This window comes from Mesorhizobium sp. M1217 (genome assembly GCF_040318275.1).
GTDB lineage: Bacteria > Pseudomonadota > Alphaproteobacteria > Rhizobiales > Rhizobiaceae > Mesorhizobium.
The window spans coordinates 45,791-63,362 of record NZ_JAMYMA010000014.1; the positions used below are offsets into that span (position 1 = coordinate 45,791).

Here is a 17,572-nt window from a genome sequence, read left to right on the forward strand (position 1 = left end):
GATGGGTCTGCTCATCGAGTCGGCTCTGGATCTATCGCGCTACCGATCAGGGAGGCGGTAAGATTCGAGCTCAGCAGAACGGCTGACCACCACTTGCCGGGACTAGAGTGTTCTCCGGCTCGGCGCGCCGCTGAGGACTCTTGTTCATTTGGTCATGCGCAATCCGTGGTTCTCCAAGAACCCGTCCATCTCGTCAAATGCCATCTGAGCCGAGACAACTAACTATCATTGGGCAAGTAGCGGCTCAACGGCTCCAGAAGAAAGCAGCCCCCCTATGCTCGTTCAACATTCGAGATCGCATCGGGCAAGTCTTTCCACGTGCGGGTACGCCATGCTGCTTCGACCGCCCCTTTTTTCTTGCGGATTTAGGAATTCGAGCTTTTCGGTTGTTCCGATCATCCATTTGGGAAACGACCGATGCCGGCAAGCAAGGTTTTATGGGGCCAGATACTCACCGCCTTTCTGATCGTCGTCGCGACAACATGGGGAGCAACACAGTGGACGGCAGGGCGGCTCGACTTTCAAAGCCAACTCGGTCCGCCGTGGTTCGAATTGGCTGGACACCCCGTTTATCCGCCGCCAGCCTTTTTCTGGTGGTGGTTTTTCTACGACGCCTACGCGCCGAACGTCTTCCTGGAGGGCGCGGCGATTGCGGCGAGCGGAAGCCTCATGGCTATCGTCGCAGCGATCGGGACGTCGCTGTGGCGGGCGCGCGAGGGAAAGGATACCACGACTTACGGCTCGGCGCGCTGGGCGACGCGAGACGAAATCAAGGCCGCTGGGATGATCGGTCAGGATGGGGTGATCCTGGGTATGTTGGGCCGACACTATCTACGCCACGACGGTCCGGAACACGTGCTATGTTTCGCACCGACCCGAAGCGGCAAAGGCGTCGGCCTGGTCGTGCCGTCACTACTGACCTGGCCGGGTTCGGCAATCGTCCACGACATCAAAGGCGAAAACTGGGAACTGACGGCCGGATGGCGGGCCCGTTTCGGCCAGGTGCTTCTGTTCGACCCGACCAATGCTGGATCCGCAGCCTACAATCCTCTGCTGGAGGTGCGACGGGGCGAGTGGGAAGTTCGAGATGTGCAGAACGTGGCGGATGTCCTGGTCGACCCAGAAGGCACATTGGAACGCCGCAACCACTGGGAGAAGACCAGCCATGCGTTGCTGGTCGGCGCAATACTGCACGTGCTCTATGCGGAGAAAGACAAGACCCTCGCAGGCGTGGCGAACTTCCTTTCTGATCCAGAGCGGCCAATCGAGGCAACGCTGCGCGCCATGATGCTGACGCGGCATTTGGGTGATGCAGGCCCGCATCCCGTCGTGGCGTCGGCTGCTCGGGAACTGCTTAACAAGTCCGAGAACGAGCGTTCCGGCGTGCTCTCGACGGCCATGAGTTTTCTGGGCCTCTACCGCGATCCAGTTGTGGCCAAGGTGACGTCATACTGTGACTGGCGGATCGCAGACCTTGTCGAGGAGGCACGGCCGACGACGCTCTATCTGGTCGTGCCGCCATCGGACATCAGTCGCACAAAGCCGCTGATGCGACTCGTGCTTAACCAGATCGGCCGCAGGCTCGCCGAAAATCTTCACGCGAAGGATCACCGGCAGCGTCTTTTGATGCTGCTGGACGAGTTTCCCGCGCTCGGCAGGCTCGATTTCTTCGAAAGCGCGCTGGCCTTCATGGCCGGGTATGGCATCAAGTCGTTCCTGATTGCACAATCGCTCAATCAGATCGAGAAGGCCTACGGACCGAACAATTCCATCCTCGACAATTGTCATGTGCGGGTGAGCTTCGCCACGAATGACGAGAGGACGGCCTGCCGCTCGCCGGCCACAAGGACAACCACGCCGGCCTGATGACCAAGGATCAGATGGCGGTCCTTCGCGCCTCGATGTCGGTCGGCGACGGGCGGGAGTGGGACGCCTTCGAGGGATTGGCTGTTGGGGATTTGGAGCTGCAAGGGTTCCTCGATGCCGTTCCGTTCGCGGCAAAGGGCCAGCGGCGCCGGCACGCCCAGCGCATCGTGATCCCTGGTCGTCTCGTCGCGGAAGCCAAAGGCAGCGTCTCCACGCAGGTCGGCTTCGGCAGAATTCTGGACGAGATTGCGCGGGCTGGCGGGCCGCTCGCCGACGCGATCGTCACGGCATCACCCGATGTCACGGTTTCGACCAATCTCGGCCCCTGGGTCAACCGGCGCGGCCTGTTCGCGCGTCAGTCACTCGCGGACACTTTCCGCAGCGAACGCATCGCCTCGGCGCAGAAATGGGAATTCGGCACCTCCGGCCAGCACATCGAACTCGGCATCGCCGAGAATAATCTGTTCATCCTGCTGTCGGCACTTGGGCTGTCGCATTCGGTTTTCGGCAAACGGCTGCTGCCGATCGGCACACTCTACGATCCGTTCATCCAGCGCGGTCTCGATGCGCTCAACTATGCCTGCTACCAGGACGCGCGCTTCCTCCTTGTCGCGACGCCTTCGGGGGTCACATTGGCGCCGGAAGGCGGGGCGCATCAGTCGATCGCCACACCGTTGATCGGCATAGCGCAAGACGGGCTTGCCGCCTACGAGCCGGCCTTCGTCGACGAGTTGGGCGTGATCATGCGCTTTGCCCTGGATTATATGCAGCGCGACGGCGACGCCGTGCAGTCGGAGCGCACCTGGCTGCGCGACGAGACCGGCGGCTCGGTCTATCTGCGGCTCTCGACGCGCCCGGTCGAGCAGATCACGCGTAGCGTGACGCCCGTACTCGAGCAGGAGATCATCGACGGCGGCTACTGGCTGCGGCATCCGGGTCCTAATGCCGAAGTAATTGTTGCCTATACCGGCGCGGTTGCGCCGGAAGCCATCGAGGCTATCGGCATTATGGCGGAGGACCGTCGCGATGTCGGTCTCCTGGCGGTGACCTCGGCCGATCGGCTGAACGCAGGCTGGACTGCCGCGAGCCGGGCACGCGAACGCGGCGTTGTTCATGCCAGGAGCCATGTCGAAAGGTTATTTGCCGACCTTCCGGCGCATTGCGCCATCGTCGCCGTCACCGACGGCCATCCGGCCGCGCTCGGCTGGTTGGGCTCGGTCTACGGCCATCGCACGCGTAGTCTCGGCGTCGAGCATTTTGGCCAGTCGGGCACGATCGGCGACCTTTACGGGCATTTCGGCATCGACGCCAATTCCATAGCCACAGCGGCCGACCGGATTGCCGGCGGTCGCCCCATTCGCTACCTGCGTGCTCTAGATTGATGCTGGCAACATTCTCTGGCCGAGGCCTGATCGTGGATCTGAAGTGATGCCACTCACTGCTCGGGTAACGCAGTATCTGGAACGGCGCGCCTCTATCGACCAGGCTAGTGCTGAAGCCCGGTGATCATGGCGACGATCTCGTTCTTGTCGGTCTCGCTGGTCTTGCGCACGCCGATCTGTTTGCCACGTCGCAGAACACAGATCCGATCTGAGAGCCTGAACACCTGGTCGAGACTGTGGCTGATGATCAGCACGCCAATATTGCGCTGCTTCAGCGACAGAACGATCGTCTCGACCTTGGCGGTTTCGGCAACGCCGAGCGCCGCGGTTGGCTCGTCGAGCAGGATCAGCTTGCTTGCCCAGTGCGTGGCGCGCGCGATCGCCACGCCCTGGCGCTGGCCGCCCGAGAGATCGCGGATGGTGGCGTGAGCCGATGGGATGCGAACGTCGAGATCCTTCACCAGCTTTTCGGTGTCGTCAATCATCCGGCGTCGGTCGAGCAGGCCGAAGCGGTTCACCGGCTCGCGGCCAAGAAACATGTTCATGTAGACGGTCTGCTGATCGGCGAGCGCCAGGTCCTGATAGACCACCTCAATGCCGTGGGCGCGCGCCATGGTGGCGCTTGACATTGCCACCGCCTGCCCCTCGATGATGATCGTCCCGGATGTCGGAGCATGCACCCCCGTCACGATCTTGACCAGCGTCGACTTGCCGGCACCGTTATCGCCGACCAACGCCACTATTTCGCCGGGATAGAGCTCGAGCGAGAAATTTTCGATGGCGGTCAGGCCGCCGAAATTCTTGCGGATGTCGCGCAGCTGCAAAACAGGGGCCGTGCCGGTCATGGTCGCGTTCATCGCTTGCTCCTAGACGGGCCAGGCAGCGGTTTCGCCAAAACCGTTTTCGATCGTTTCGACTTGGGGGGCCCGCTTTGAGACACCGGAGATGCCGACCACGTAGGCGCGGGTCACGAACGCCTGGCCGCGAAAGCCGAACACCGCCGTGTCGCCGGGGCGTGGAGCATTGGCGCCGCTAGCGTCAATCATTGCGTAATAGTCGATTGCCGCAGGCGGCGGCACCTCGACGTTTCTGAGCGCGGCGGCGGCCGTGGTGGGATCTGCGGACACGATTGCCTTCACCTCATAGTCCGGAAAGATCGGATCGATATAGAAGCCGCCACCAAGGCAGTAGGCTTTGCCGCCAGACAAATGCGACACCTCGGTCAAATACAGAACGGCAGGGAGCTCCGGCAGATCCTCCATGACGTGCAGCGCGGTGGTGCCGGCCAAGCCATTGCCCGGTTCACATTGCGTGGCGCCGGCTTCGGCCAGCGCGCCAAGCAGGACACTCGACGTCGTGCCGGGCGCGTTCACCTCTATGTTGCTGCGGCCGGACTTGGCGAGCGCTTCGGCAGCTCCGCCCAGTGTCGCCAGATTGTGTGTCGGCAGGACCTTTCGCGTGGTCTGGTCGAACAGCAGCGCCGGGAAGGTGGTGATGCCAGCGAATCGTGCGCCGTCGAGACCATCCAGTTTTTCGGCGACCGCGGCGATATCGGCCGCCTCAAAACCACCTTCGTGGCCGCGGTAGAAAACGTCACCATCGGCGCGGATGCGGGCAAGCAGGTTTTGCGTGTACCCGGCGAGCCTTGCGCTGGCAGCGGCTTCTTCAGCCTTGGTGTCGTTGAAGACGGTCCAATAGTCCGGCCTGAACGTTTTGGCCGCCGCATTGGCCTCGTGCCTTGCGATCTGCTGCAGGTGGCCAAGATGACCGAGCCTCAGGCCGGCTCTGTGCGTTGCCCGCGCGCAGGCCATGTCGACGGCAACGGCCTGATCGATGCCGCCGCGCTTGAGCGCATGGCAGAACGAACTGGCGCGGCCGACCTGCTTGGTCATGGCGAAAATCTTCAGTCCAAACCGGTCGGCCTCGCGCTTCAGGACCCGGGCGTTGCTTTCGACGGCATCGAGGTCGAGCACATACGAATTAGCCGGCAGCTTTCCTTCCTGGTGCAGGCGCATGGCGCTTTCTATAAAGCTCGGATTGCGGCGCCGCAGAACAGCGAGGAACATGACAAAACTCCTTCAACGCGACTTTTCGCGCAGCGATACGGCGACCGCCGCAAGAATGATCAATCCGCGCACGATCATCTGATCGGAGACGGACAGGCCCATCAGAATGAGGCCGTTGTTCAGCATGCCCATCATCAGCGAGCCGACCAGCGCGCCGACAATCGATCCCTTGCCGCCGTTGAGCAGGGTTCCGCCGACAATGACGGCCGCTATCACCGTCATAAGGTCGGTTTCGCCGAGCGTATATTTCGCGGCCTGCAGCCGGCCGGCATAGAGCAGCCCGGCAAGGCCGGCGAGCCCGCCGCTTATGGTCAGAACGGCCAGCCTTATCTGCGCCACGCTGATGCCGGAAACACTGGCGGCACGGCTGTTGTCGCCGGTGGCCAGCACATGGGCGCCGAAGCGCGTCTCGCGAAAGACGAGATGCGCGATCGCAACGACAATGACCGTCCACCAGATCAAGGACGGAACACCCAGCAAAGAACCCGAGCCGAAGAAGCCGGTGAAGGCGTCGTTGGTGACCGGGATCGACCGCAAATCGGTCATCGAGCGAGATACGCCGGCAAACAGCCCGAGCGTCGCCAGCGTTACCAGGAATGAAGGCAACTTGACGTAAGCCACGAGGGCGCCGTTGAGCAGGCCGATCAGCAGGCCGGCGCCGAGGCCAGCCAGCACCCCGGCCACCAAGCCGCAGGCGTTTATCGCCACCGCGGCAGCAAGAGCTGCCACGGCAACGATCGAACCTATCGAAAGATCAATCTCGCCCGCCGACATGACAAAGACAAGGCCGATCGCCATGATCGTCACGGGTGCCGTCTGCAGCACGATGTTCGACAGGTTGCGAACCGTCAGAAAACCGCTGTCCTTCAGTACGATCGCGAAGAACAGAAAGATCGCCAGAAATCCGAGATAGACGACATATTGCTGCAGGTTGAAGCGGCTGACCAAGCTCGCTGCCCGGCCGGGGCTGGTGTTGATACTCGACATTCTCACTTCCTCCGGCGGGGCGCCATTGTCTGCCGCTACTTCATGGCGGCCGCGATGGTCGCGGGCACGTCCTTGTTGAGGGACCGCTTCCACCCGTCCTTGACAGTGTCCTTGGTGACGGCGAGGGAATCGACCACCATGAACGGCGCGGCCTTCTTGCCGATCAACGAGGCGGCCGTGGCGCGTGCCAGCGTCACGCCGATGTCATAGGCTTCGTCTGCGATGAGTGCCGCAACGTTGCCGCCTTTCACCATGTCCAGTGCCGCCGGTTCGTTCAGGTCGAGCGTGACGATCTTGGTGTGGCTGTTGCCGGCCGCCCGCAATGTGGACAGCACGCTAAGCGCCGGCTCAGCCCAGGTGACGTAGATACCATCGAGGTCTGGGTGCTGTGTGATCATCGCCTGCGCGATTTCCTCGCTGCGCGCGGGGTCGGCCATTCCGGCCTCGGCTACGATCTTCATGTCCGGATAGTCCTGCTCGATTGTGTGCTTGAATGCTCCATCGCGCTGGTTGGTGACGTAGAAATCGGCATCGTGAAAGATGTAGCCGACCTTGCCCTGCTTGCCGAGCGCGTCGGCCATTGCGATCCCGGCCTTATTGCCCATCTGGAAAAGGTCGTCCGAAACGATGGTCACATAGTCCTTGTCGTGAACGTAGCCTGCTGGCGAATTGTCGACGAATCCCAATTTCACGCCGGCCTGGCGCGCAGGATCATAGACGGTGGCCGCACTTGCGGGATCGACCGGTAGGGACAGTATAATCGAGGGCTTTTTGGCGAGTACTGTCTCGACGTCGGATTTCTGCCGGGCTGCATCAAAGCCGGCGTCGGTCTGAGCGACCACCGTGATGCCGAGCCGCTTCAACTCGTCCTGGGCGCCGCTGTTCACCGCGTTGGTGTATTCGCTCATCTCATGCCAGACCAGCGCGGCGGTGTATTTGCCGTCCTTGATCTGCTGCTCCTCAGCTGGTGTGAGCACGACGCTCTTTGCCGGCGTCGGCTTTTCCCCGTTCGGTCCCGTGGTGGTGCCGTCGGCTGCGAAGGCGTTGGCGGCGACGAGCGCTACCAGTGCCGACAACATTCCAATTGCTGTGCGCATGTCAGTTCCCCTTGTTTTTATGGTGTCGGCGGCCCTCATTGGCCGCCGGCATTCGCCTGTCACTTGGCCGCGTCGAGCACCGATTGCGGTGCGTCGCGGTTCAACGAATCCTTCCAGCCCTGCGCAACGTTCTGCTTGGTCACGGTAAGCGCCGGGGCAACGACGAAGGCCGGCGTTTCCTGGCCGAGCAGCGCCTTGACGCCGACAGCGGCCATGGCGCGACCGAGCTCATACGCCTTGTCGGCCACCAGTGCGGTCACATTGCCGCCCTTGACCATATCGAGCGCCACCGGTTCGGCGAGGTCTAGCGTGACGATCTTGGTCTCGGTGTTTCCGCTTGCCCGCAAGGCCGACAGCACGCCGTCGGCCGGTTCGGCCCAGGTGACGTAGATGCCGTCAAGATCGGGATGCTGCACGAGCATGGCGCTGGCCAGCTCTTCTGCCCGCGCCGGATCGGAGATCCCCTGCTCGGCGACGATCTTGATACCGGGATAATCCTTCTCGATCGTTGTCTTGAAAGCCTGGTCGCGCTGGTTCGTCACATAGTAACTGGCGTCGTGGAAGATGTAGCCGACCTTGCCTTTGCCATCGAGCGCCTTGGCCAGTGCATCGGCCGCCTGCTTGCCCATCTGGAACAGGTCGTCAGTGACGATGGCGGCATAGTCGGTTCCGTGCTTGTAGCCTTTCGGCAGATTCGAAAGGAATACCAGCTTGGTCCCGTCGGTGAGCGCCTGACGGAAAGCCTCGGCCGAAGTGACCGGATCGAGGGGCAGCGACAGGATGACGTTTGGCTTGGCTGCGAGCGCGGTTTCGATGTCGCTGCGCTGGCGCGCCGCGTCAAAGCCGGCGTCGGTGGTCACGACGATCTGAATGCCAGCACGGGCAAATTCATCCTTGGCGCCGGCGCTGACCGCATTGGTGAAGTCGGACGAGGTGTGCCACAGCAGCGCGGCCTTGTAGCCCTTCTCCTTCACTGCGGCCAGATCTGTGTCCGACAGAGTAACCTCGGCGCTGGGCGTCGCCGTCTCGCCGCTCGGTCCCACTGTTTGTGCGCCGGCTCCGCCGGCCAACAGCATCAGACTGCCTGCAAGTGCTGTAGCAACAAGTCTGTCTATCAGCATGGTAGTTCTCCCATTTTCGCTCTCAGTTGTCCTTTATTCCGTAACGCCGCAATACTCCGCCATGAACCGGGCGAAGCCTACGATGCCCGCCAGATATTCCTCGACATCGACGTGTTCGTCGAAGGTGTGGCAGTTGCGAATGTCGCCTGGCGCGCAGTACACGGCGGGGATGCCGAGCCGGTTGGTGAAAAATGATGACTCTGACCAGAATGGCGCGCCTTCGATGGCGCCGCGACCAGCCATCGATCGGGCCATGGCGGCAGCAAGGGCGCCGACCTCCGGCCTGTCAGGTGCAATCTCGGCGGCGTTACCCCCGAGCGGATGATCGCGGCCTGCCGGATAGGCGAACGCCAACATGATTTCAGGATCGGTGATGGCGCCGCGCACCACTGCCTCGATTTCGCCGGCGGCCTCGTCCAGTGACTCGCCGGGCAACAGCTTGCGGATCAGCGACAACGTGCAGCGTTCGGGCACCGCGATGTAGCCTCCGCCCGCAAGCCCGGTGATCAGCAGGAAGCCACGCCCAATCAGCGGGTGCTCGGCTCTGGTTGCAACATCTTCCGAATGCTTCCACAGCGCGCTCATGACGGCGTGGCTTGCACGCAAGGCATCCTTGCCGAGTTCGGGTACGCCGAAATAGGCCGATCGTCCGGTGACGGTGATGTCGGTAATGAAGAAGCCGATTTGGGCCGGATAAACCGAAAGGCGGGTAGGCTCCACATAGACGATGAAATCGGGCGCCACGACTTCGCCTCTCTCGATGCGGCCGACGAAGTCCTTGATGCCGGCGGAGACGCCGATTCCAGGCTGGCCGCTCTCCTCGTCGCCGACGAAGGCAAAGGCAACGTCGCCGGCCAGTTCGATGTCGGCCGTGTCGAGCAGAGAGAGTGCCGACAGCGCGGAGCAGATGCCGGCCTTGAGGTCGCCGGCGCCGCGGCCCCAGATCTGCCCGTCGATCATTGGCGCGGCAAACGGATCCTGCCTGGCGGTGCCAGCCCAGTGCTCGCGCCAGCCCTCGACATGAACCGTATCGGTGTGGCCGATGAAGAGCAGCCGCTTGCCGGCGCCGGCACCTTTGCGCTCACCCCAGACATTGGGCCGGCCGGGCGCGAATTCCGCACGCCGAATTTCGCTCAAGCCAAGCATGCGCATGCGGTGTTCAAGGAAGGCGACAAAGTTTTCTTCGTGACCGGTTATGCTTTCGCGGCCGATTGCCCCCTGCAGAAGCTCCACCGCTGCGTCGCAATCGAGGGCGGCGCGCAAGCGGGCGGTGATGTCCTTTGAAGCGGTCATAGCGTGGCCTCGCGCAGCACGGCCGAACTGGCTGGGGGAAGCGAAATGCGTCCGTCGGGCGCGTCGACGCCGAACAGTTTGTTGTGCAACTGGCCGAGCCCGATGGCGGCGGCGCCGATGAGCGCTGCCCGCGACCCGAGTTCGCTGGCCTCAACGGCGATAGGATAGGGGAAGCAGCGCGGCAGCAGGTCCCTAACGCGCAACAGGATTTCCGGCCGCAGCCCGATCGAGCCGCCCAGGACGACCTTTTGCGGATTGGCAATTGCCGCTATGGCCACAATGCCTTGCGCCAGGTAGCGCGCGGTTTCGTCGAGCACCGTCGCGGCATGCCTGTCTCCGGCCAATGCACTGTGGAAAATCGTCGGCACGTTGACGATGTTGCCCGTCAGCGCCGCGTAGCGTTCAACCATGGCGTTGGTTGCGACCACGCGCTCGAAAGCGCCGGCGCGCAACGATGTCGGCGCGAAAGGATCGGCGCCAATCGGCAAAAAGCCCATCTCGCCGGCTGCATTGCTGGCGCCCCGCACCAGATTGCCTCCAACCATGAGGCCGCTGCCGATGCCGGTACCCAGCGCTATGAAGGCGAGATTGTCGATACCGCGGCCGCACCCCTGCCAGTTCTCGCCGAGCACCGCCAGATTGACATCGTTCTCGATCACCACATGAAACCCGAATGCGTGCTCGAAAGCGCGAACGACATTCATTGTGCCAAAGCCGGCAATATTCGGGGCAAGCAGGACGCGGCCGGTCTTCTTGTCGGGTGCACCGGGAACACCAATCACCGCCAGCCTTATCTTTGTGCGCGAGATGCGGTGCCTCTGGGCCGCCTGAAGCGCTAGATCCACGATCTGGTCGACGACGAACTGTCCGCCCCGAGGATCGGTCGGCGCCGTTTCCTCCGCGAATATCTGGCAGGCAAGATCGGTGAGGGCGACCCGGACTTTGGCGCCGCCGAGGTCGACCGCCGCGATGTAGGCCGCGTTAAATACGAGTTCGTAAGTGACAGCCGTGCGTCCGACATGTCCGCTCGTGCGCCCCGTTTCCTGCACCCAGCCTTCCTGCTCGAGTGTCCTGACGATCTCGGAGATTGTCTGCTTAGACAAGCCGGTCTGCTTTGCGATTGAAGCGCGCGAGATCGGCCCACCTTGCACGATCGCCTCCATGACGGAGCGCTGCGAGAACTGACGAGAAATGCGTGGCACGTCGTTCAACAGCAGCTCCGATTAATTCGTTCTGTCACCGAACTTAATAATCATTTTGGACGGCAGTCAACTGGCCGCTCAAAAGAGGGGTTTGTACACCGGGGAAAAACAGCAGCGCTGGCGATCTAACGTCCCGGTGAAAAGCAGGAAGCCCTTCGAAGGCGACTACCAGGTGTTACCGATTTGCGGCGTTGGTGGCGATGACCAAGCTGCGTCGCCGCACCCGATCGTCGACCGCTCGCTTGCCAAGCTCAGGAAGGTGAAGTCGTCCGATATCGGCATCGTCGCCGACGGGCTCATCAAATGCGAGATTGCACCGCAATCCATCGATCGCCTGGCGGTTATGCGAGGTTCTCCTTGGTTCGATGGGCATGTCACTGCCTGACTTCATCGGGGATGCCGAGGCGAAAGTCGCCGCCAAACTCATCGCCGCCGCTGCCGATGACGGCGCTAAGGCGGTCCTGGGAGATGTCGACGCTCACAAGAACGCCTGGGCCGCCAAGAGCAACGAGGAGCGCACCACGCTCAGCCAGTCGGCGGCCGGTTGGGCAATCCGCCCGGCCGGCCATCGGGTGAACTGTCCATCGTGCGCTTCCCAAGCGTTGGTCGTGGGTGAGCCCGTCACTGCGCCGACACAGAAACTCGAGGACGGCGAGATCACCGAGACGCAGATATCTGCCCAATCGTTTCGAGTGCATCGCCTGCGGCTTGAAGATCAACGGCTTTTCGCGCCTCGCTGCGGTTGGCCTGGAGAGCGCTACAAGAAGACCCAAGTCTATGACGCAGCGGAATATTATGCGCCGCAGGACAACTATGAAGGCTATGAGGATGACAACAACGAACGTTGATCTGCGGAAAAGTGCGCAGGGCAGGGGCATGACCCGTACTGGACTGGTCGCTTCCGCTCGGCGCGAGCCCTCATTCGACGGGGCTCCATTGCTCGACCGTAATACCAGTGCATTCGGCAAAAGCAGATCGAGAATGCGGCCGAGCAGACTGGCGACGCCCGTAGACAGGCATGACTTTCTCGCATTTCAGATTCGAGAAAGTCCTTGACTCTTGACGCCTATTAGCGGACTTTTGCGCATCTGAAATGCGAGAAAGTCCGTGTCCATACTGCTGGTTGGAGAGACAATAGACAAGAGACGTGCGCATGCGCTAGCGGTGGTAGGGGAACTCGTCCCGCTCGTCCGCGGTGTTTATGCACGATCAGGCGACGACGTTGAGCAAGCAGTTTTAGGCCACGCCGTACGCATCGCGCGCTACCTCTATCCTACTGCCTATCTATCATCGGCCTCTGCCCAACTTCTTGCTCCCACACCTGACGGCCGCCTGTTCGTTAGCGGTCGGCGTAATCAACGAACCCGGCTACGGACGCTCGAAATAATCCAAAACGAGGCGCCTCCCCATCCTTCGACTGCCTCTGCGGTGGTAGGGGACGATCTTGGCGAGCTGCGAGTTGACGTTTCCTCGCCGCGCCAACGCTTCCTGGAAGCATTCCGCTTGCGGAGCGAGCATGCTAGCGCCATCACCGAACTGATGCGGGCCGACATGGCGGCAAGACTCATAGAAGAACACGGTTCGCCACAGGTGGCCGCTGACGCGGTCTGGGCGTTGGCCCGCGAGAACGGATGGTACCGCGAAGGGGAGGGCGCTGAGCGTTATCTGATTGCGCGCCCGGCGGCGGCCAAGGGCCCCGTTAACAAGGCGGCCCTGGATTTCCTTGTGGCATGGCATGGGGATCCTCTCGGTCGTCTAATCCACGATGGATTCGAGTGGCGCTGGAAGCCTGTGAGGCGCAGCGGCCCGCCACTCGTTCGACAGACTGCACCAGGCAAGCTGCCGGCTTTCATCGAGTCGCTCCTCCCAGAAGGATGGCTCGCGCAAGTGCTCCGTCAGCGGGATGAACGCGAAGCGCTGCGAAGCGGCAAGCGCTACATGTCAAATATCGCGGTCGTCGAGAGCCAAGCCGAGCTTAACGTCCTGCCGCGAGACGAACTCGACACCAAACTTGTCGCGTTCACCGACGATGGGCGCTTCACTGGTCGATACGTCGGCCCGTCGCGAGGCGAGATCCAGGAGACGTTCGAGCACAACTTGGCTCAGCTGTTTGCGCGCGCGGAAATGCCGAGATTATCGGGTGTCCAGATTAAGGCGCCGATGAATTTGGCATCGGACGGCGCGCTGCTACCCGCGATCGATCTGCCATTCACTCACATCCTTAAGCCGGCCGGAACCGCGGGCTTCGAAATGCTGCCGGTCGTCGAATGGCTTTGTCTTGAACTTGGTCGCGCAGCGGGCTTCGAGGTTCCGGCCGCCGCGCTCATCGACATGCCGGATGGGATGTCACCTGCATTGGTCGTCGAGCGATTCGACGTGCGACGCGGGCCCGATGATCGACGCTTCCTAGCGCTCGAGGACTTCTGTTCGGTTCTCGATCTGCCGACCTCAGCCAAATACGACGGCCCAATCGAACGCATGGCGCGCGGTTTGCGGCCGCTTTCGACCGACCCTGCCGCCGATATCGAGACCTTGTTCCGCCGGGCGTTTTTCGCGTGGCTGATCGCCGACGGGGACATGCATCTCAAGAACCTGGCGCTCCTCAAGATTGCAGGCCCTGGCTCCAAGCGGTTCGAGACCGTCCGGTTCGCATCCCTTTACGACGCCGTGACGACCCGCGTCTTTCCGGGGCTTGGTGGCGATCGTATGGCGCTGAAGCTCAACGGTAAGGACGACCGGCTTACACGGCAGGACTTCCTAACTCTCGCGCGCACGATCGAGTTGCCGGTCACTCGCGCGGAAGAAGCGATAGGTTCGATCGCCGCTGCCCTGCGCGAAGCAGCGCGCATGCTCGCTCTGCCGTCCTTTGCCGAACGGGCTGATCCCGCTCAAACAGCGGCGGAGCGAGTGAAGGCGATCGTGCGCGACCGCGCTGAGGCGTTTTCATGAGCACCCATGGGATCAAGATCTATGTCGGCGTCACCGATCTAGATTGGTTCGAATTTCTGTCGCGCCGCCAGGACGTTGACGAGGTGAACTTCTGGCAGCCCGGGGGGGCGGTCGCAGTTCCGAGCGCTCCAACCGGGCGAACTGTTTCTCTTCAAGCTTCATAGCCCCAACAACTTCATCGTCGGCGGCGGGCTGTTCGGGCAGGCGTTCACACATCGCCGTATGTGGACGGCTCTCCCTCTTTGTTCAGACGAACTGATATACCAGCCATGCTCTGCCCTTCAGCAACAAACATGTTGAAGATGCCCCTCACAAGCCTGATTTCGTTTGGCGGGCCAGGGACAAGGAGAACACGTTCGCCAGCGAGCCCTTTCTGTTCTCCAGAGCCGAGAACGTAACGGGGCTCCCCATCCTTATCCAGCAACATTCGCCGGACGCCGTAGGGCACGGGTCCCCCTTTGGCTGAATCCGAGACGAGCCTGCTGCAGCTGCGCTCTGGAGACCTTTGGGGACAGCTCGCGGCTGTACTCGCTTGCCATCACCCGTTTCATATTTTTGAGGATTGCAGAGACCATGCTGCCATCGTTATCGAACTGCTCGCCGCAATATTCCACCGCCACGCCCCGCTTCGCGCCTCGAAGCTGACCTCCGTGATTTCGTGTCCAAATGTCGCGTTTCAGGCCGTACTCGGACACCTGAAGAACGCCTTCACGAGATTAGCGAAGCATCGTCACGATGGAGACGGCGAAATCGACGGGGAAGATGAAAGCTGAGCAGTCAGCGACGCCGGCAGAGGGCGGCTTCGGCCGTCCCTTCCTGACGTTTGATGGCAATGGATGACGTCAGGGTGCTGCACCACGGCGGCGACGAGCCCGACACCATACCGCAGGCGATCGACGCGACGGCGCCAAGGGCCGTACCTGACTCTATGTTCCCTTCACGATTCTCGGTTTAGTCGGTCGGCGGGGTTGAGCCGCGCCCTCGATGGCCAAAGCCAGCCGCTTCTCGTCTTCGATGGCGCGATCGACTGCCTCAATTTCCTCTTGAAGCACCTTCATCTCGGCTCCGTAGCTGGAGCCGTCGCTGTCCCCGATCTGAAAGCCACTTGCCCGCATTGCGTCGCGAGTATGGTGCACGTTACGGACTCCTTCGCGTCGAGTCGCGACCAGGATTTCCCTGAACTCACCAAGACGTTCAACGTGACTGCGAGCCATTGCGTCCCCCTATTTCATCGTCATCGTCGCCGACGGCGATTCAGAACGGCTAAAACTTACTGCGCAGAAGGTTTAAGTGACTTTAAGAGATACTCTCGACAAAGCATGAGTGCGGAAGCTCAAATTTGAAATTTGAACGTCTTGCAATAGCGTGAAGCGCGGCAGGCGGAAATTGGCTTGGGACCCGACCGATCACAGACTAGGTGCTAGAGGCTGCGCCTTGTGCCCACCTCCGAAGCTGCGCAATTTACCGACATCGGGTTTTGTGTCGAAGTGCGTCAACGAGGTGAGTCCTAACAACTGCAAAATGTTTGAAGGTTTCAAGAGGCGGGGTGCGCCTCGCCGGCCGTCACAGGAATGAGAACCCCAAAACCGGGGGCATGCATTCCATATCATCGTCATGACGGAACTGCCGCCGCAGATCGGAGCGTCTGAACGTCGTCATTTCCATTCTGTCGTCAGGAGCAGTGTGTTCGGGCCAACCCACCCGTCCGGGCTTCCCCCACATCGCAAGCTGGTCGCAATATCGGCCCAGGCTGCCTCCTGCGCGGCCGGCGCTAGTCGCGACAGCATCGCCAAATCGTTTTTCGCTGCGTTTGGAAGAAGGGATACTCTCGCGAACCAAATGGCCGCCTGGCGCAAAAGCGAGGCGGCGGGGCGAGAAATATCGCCTGCCCTTGAAGGTAAGCTGTTGCTAAGTGCCGGTGAGAGGCATGGCTTGCGGTGGGCGTACGGGCACGGCCGAGCGCACCTACTTGAAGGTTTGGAGAAGGCCAACTGTCGGTCTAGCTTTGCAGACGGGGCCGGATGCTGTTTCTCGAGGATTGCGATGATCGTACATTTAGTAGACGGCACATACGAACTGTTTCGCCACTTCTACGGCCAACGCCGGTTCAACAACGGCCAAGACAAGCCGTTTGGCGCCGTCGTCGGCGTGCTGAACACAGTGCTGGAGATGATCGAGAATGGCGCCACACACATTGGGGTGGCTACCGATCATGTAGTAGAATCGTTCAGAAATCAGCTCTGGCCGGGCTACAAGACCGGGGATGGCATCGAGCCGGCATTGCTCGCGCAGTTTCACCCCCTCGAGAAAGCCTTGGCGGCGATGGGAGTGGCGGTCTGGCCGATGATCGAGCTGGAAGCCGACGACGCGCTGGCCTCCGCGGCGCACAGCGCGGCTGCCGATGGGCGCGTGCAGAAGGTGTGCATCTGGACGCCGGACAAGGATCTCGCGCAGTGTGTGCGCGGTGACCATGTGGTCCAGGTAGACCGCAGGACCCAGAAAATTCGCGATGCCGCGGGTGTACGCGAGAAGTTCGGAGTTGAGCCGGCCCTCATTCCAGATTTCCTCGCGCTCGTCGGTGATGCCGCCGATGGCTATCCGGGTCTCGAAGGCATCGGCCTGGTCTCGGCCGCCCGGCTGCTTGGCCGCTACGGCCCTCTTGAAAGCTTTCCGCCTGAAGCCCTCGGCAAGCGTAGAGAGCTCGCGCTTTTATTCAAAAATCTCGCGATGCTTCGCACGGACGCTCGGCTGTTCGATGACGTCGAAGAGCTGCGCTGGCGCGGCCCGACCAAAGCGTTCGAGACGTGCGTGATCCAGCTAACTGACACCCGGCTCCTCGCACGTGCTCTCAACGCTCGCCGAAACTGACTTCGGGAGGCGAGATCTGGAAGCGGCCTTTAAAAGGCCAGCGTCGATTCCCGATCGCACAGGGGCACTGTGCACGCGGGAACAGTCTGGAATAAGACACAGGCAAATGTGCCGGCTGGGGGCAGGCGCTCACACAGCATCTGAGTTGTGGGTGGCGTTCAATGGCATACTAGCGTCCACCTGGGACCTTCAGGAGACTGAAGCTGCCAGCCATTGCAGGAGGAGCAGCCGCGGGATCGGAAACGTTTTGTCAGCAGAAAATAGGGTCATGTTGCAAAGCATCTCTCCGAACGCTGCGCCGGTGCTATGGTGTGCCCGCACTCATCAGACGGCAAGGATATGAGGCATGCCCGCAGTCACCCGCCGTACACTTCTTGCGTTCACCGCCGTTGCGTCTGTCATTGAACCGACGTTTGCTGAAGGCGAAGGTATCTCGCGCGAACTGCAGGCGCTGATCGCAAGGCATGAAACCGCCTATGCCGCGCTCCACAGGGTTGTTCGTCGAGCGGGCAGCAACTGGCACGACCGCAAGACGGCAGACCGAATTGAAGAGCAAGCCTTGCTGGCCATCTGTTCCTATCCTGCGACCAGCCGAGGCGACCGCCGGGTCAAGGCCGAGTACCTGTTGACTGTTGAGGCACGAGGCGAACTCGACTTGAAAGAGCACATGCAGGCCATCCTACGCTCAACGATGCGGGGCTGATCGATCGCAGTACCCGCGGGGACCAGACCGCGCGTTGC

General features: G+C 61.7%; 14 protein-coding genes and 2 pseudogenes. 8 read left to right on the forward strand and 8 right to left on the reverse strand.

Annotated features, from left to right (window positions below; translation table 11 throughout):
- Positions 1-417: 417 nt before the first annotated feature.
- A pseudogene (gene traG / locus NKH37_RS22680) lies at positions 418-1,857 on the forward strand (IncP-type conjugal transfer protein TraG); the annotation flags it as partial.
- Positions 1,824-3,248, forward strand: a pseudogene (locus NKH37_RS22685) (transketolase-like TK C-terminal-containing protein); the annotation flags it as partial. The pseudogenes traG and NKH37_RS22685, both read left to right, overlap by 34 nt.
- A gap of 104 nt (positions 3,249-3,352) precedes the next feature.
- On the opposite strand, the gene NKH37_RS22690 reads toward NKH37_RS22685, so the two are convergent.
- The 7 genes from NKH37_RS22690 to NKH37_RS22720 are packed head-to-tail and all read right to left on the reverse strand — an operon-like array spanning position 3,353 to position 11,014.
- Positions 3,353-4,105: an ATP-binding cassette domain-containing protein gene (locus NKH37_RS22690; protein ID WP_036244138.1), complete on the reverse strand. Its 753-nt coding sequence runs from the start codon at positions 4,103-4,105 to the stop codon at positions 3,353-3,355.
- A 9-nt stretch (positions 4,106-4,114) separates the two neighbouring features.
- Positions 4,115-5,314: an alanine racemase gene (locus tag NKH37_RS22695; RefSeq protein WP_023717073.1), complete on the reverse strand. Its 1,200-nt coding sequence runs from the start codon at positions 5,312-5,314 to the stop codon at positions 4,115-4,117.
- Positions 5,315-5,326: 12 nt separating this feature from the next.
- Positions 5,327-6,301, reverse strand: coding sequence for an ABC transporter permease (locus tag NKH37_RS22700; RefSeq protein ID WP_023717074.1), 975 nt, complete (start codon positions 6,299-6,301; stop codon positions 5,327-5,329).
- Between the two features lie 35 nt (positions 6,302-6,336).
- Positions 6,337-7,398 carry a substrate-binding domain-containing protein gene (locus NKH37_RS22705; protein ID WP_031193416.1) on the reverse strand — a complete coding sequence of 354 codons (1,062 nt, stop codon included), beginning with the start codon at positions 7,396-7,398 and terminating at the stop codon, positions 6,337-6,339.
- Between the two features lie 59 nt (positions 7,399-7,457).
- Entirely contained in the window at positions 7,458-8,519 is a 1,062-nt protein-coding gene (locus NKH37_RS22710; RefSeq protein ID WP_352716355.1) for a substrate-binding domain-containing protein, read from the reverse strand.
- Between the two features lie 33 nt (positions 8,520-8,552).
- The gene (locus NKH37_RS22715) at positions 8,553-9,812 is read right to left on the reverse strand and encodes a M20 family metallopeptidase (RefSeq protein ID WP_352483871.1); all 1,260 of its coding nucleotides are present in this window, start codon (positions 9,810-9,812) and stop codon (positions 8,553-8,555) included.
- Entirely contained in the window at positions 9,809-11,014 is a 1,206-nt protein-coding gene (locus NKH37_RS22720; RefSeq protein ID WP_245278510.1) for an ROK family transcriptional regulator, read from the reverse strand. The genes NKH37_RS22715 and NKH37_RS22720 overlap by 4 nt, the downstream gene beginning before the upstream one ends.
- Before the next feature lie 91 nt (positions 11,015-11,105).
- Here NKH37_RS22720 and NKH37_RS22725 point away from each other — a divergent pair, with 91 nt between their 5' ends.
- The 4 genes from NKH37_RS22725 (at position 11,106) to NKH37_RS22740 (ending at position 14,736) form a co-directional block, all read left to right on the forward strand.
- Complete coding sequence (locus tag NKH37_RS22725; RefSeq protein ID WP_353041383.1) at positions 11,106-11,399, forward strand: hypothetical protein; 294 nt, start codon at positions 11,106-11,108, stop codon at positions 11,397-11,399.
- A complete protein-coding gene (locus NKH37_RS22730) occupies positions 11,380-11,862 on the forward strand; it encodes a hypothetical protein (protein ID WP_352589193.1) in 483 nt (160 codons plus the stop codon). The genes NKH37_RS22725 and NKH37_RS22730 overlap by 20 nt, the downstream gene beginning before the upstream one ends.
- Before the next feature lie 259 nt (positions 11,863-12,121).
- Positions 12,122-13,963 (forward strand): HipA domain-containing protein, encoded by a 1,842-nt coding sequence (locus NKH37_RS22735; protein WP_352908438.1) that lies wholly within the window; start codon positions 12,122-12,124, stop codon positions 13,961-13,963.
- 458 nt (positions 13,964-14,421) lie between these two features.
- Positions 14,422-14,736 (forward strand): hypothetical protein, encoded by a 315-nt coding sequence (locus tag NKH37_RS22740; RefSeq protein ID WP_023717084.1) that lies wholly within the window; start codon positions 14,422-14,424, stop codon positions 14,734-14,736.
- A gap of 153 nt (positions 14,737-14,889) precedes the next feature.
- On the opposite strand, the gene NKH37_RS22745 is transcribed toward NKH37_RS22740, so the two are convergent.
- On the reverse strand, positions 14,890-15,177 hold the full coding sequence (locus NKH37_RS22745; protein ID WP_352483875.1) for a hypothetical protein: 288 nt from the start codon (positions 15,175-15,177) through the stop codon (positions 14,890-14,892).
- 829 nt (positions 15,178-16,006) lie between these two features.
- Between NKH37_RS22745 and NKH37_RS22750 the strand changes: the two genes are divergently transcribed.
- Positions 16,007-16,831 carry a 5'-3' exonuclease gene (locus tag NKH37_RS22750; protein WP_353041385.1) on the forward strand — a complete coding sequence of 275 codons (825 nt, stop codon included), beginning with the start codon at positions 16,007-16,009 and terminating at the stop codon, positions 16,829-16,831.
- Between the two features lie 346 nt (positions 16,832-17,177).
- Positions 17,178-17,534, forward strand: a complete 357-nt coding sequence (locus NKH37_RS22755; RefSeq protein WP_353041387.1) for a hypothetical protein — start codon at positions 17,178-17,180, stop codon at positions 17,532-17,534.
- Positions 17,535-17,572 lie beyond the last annotated feature (38 nt).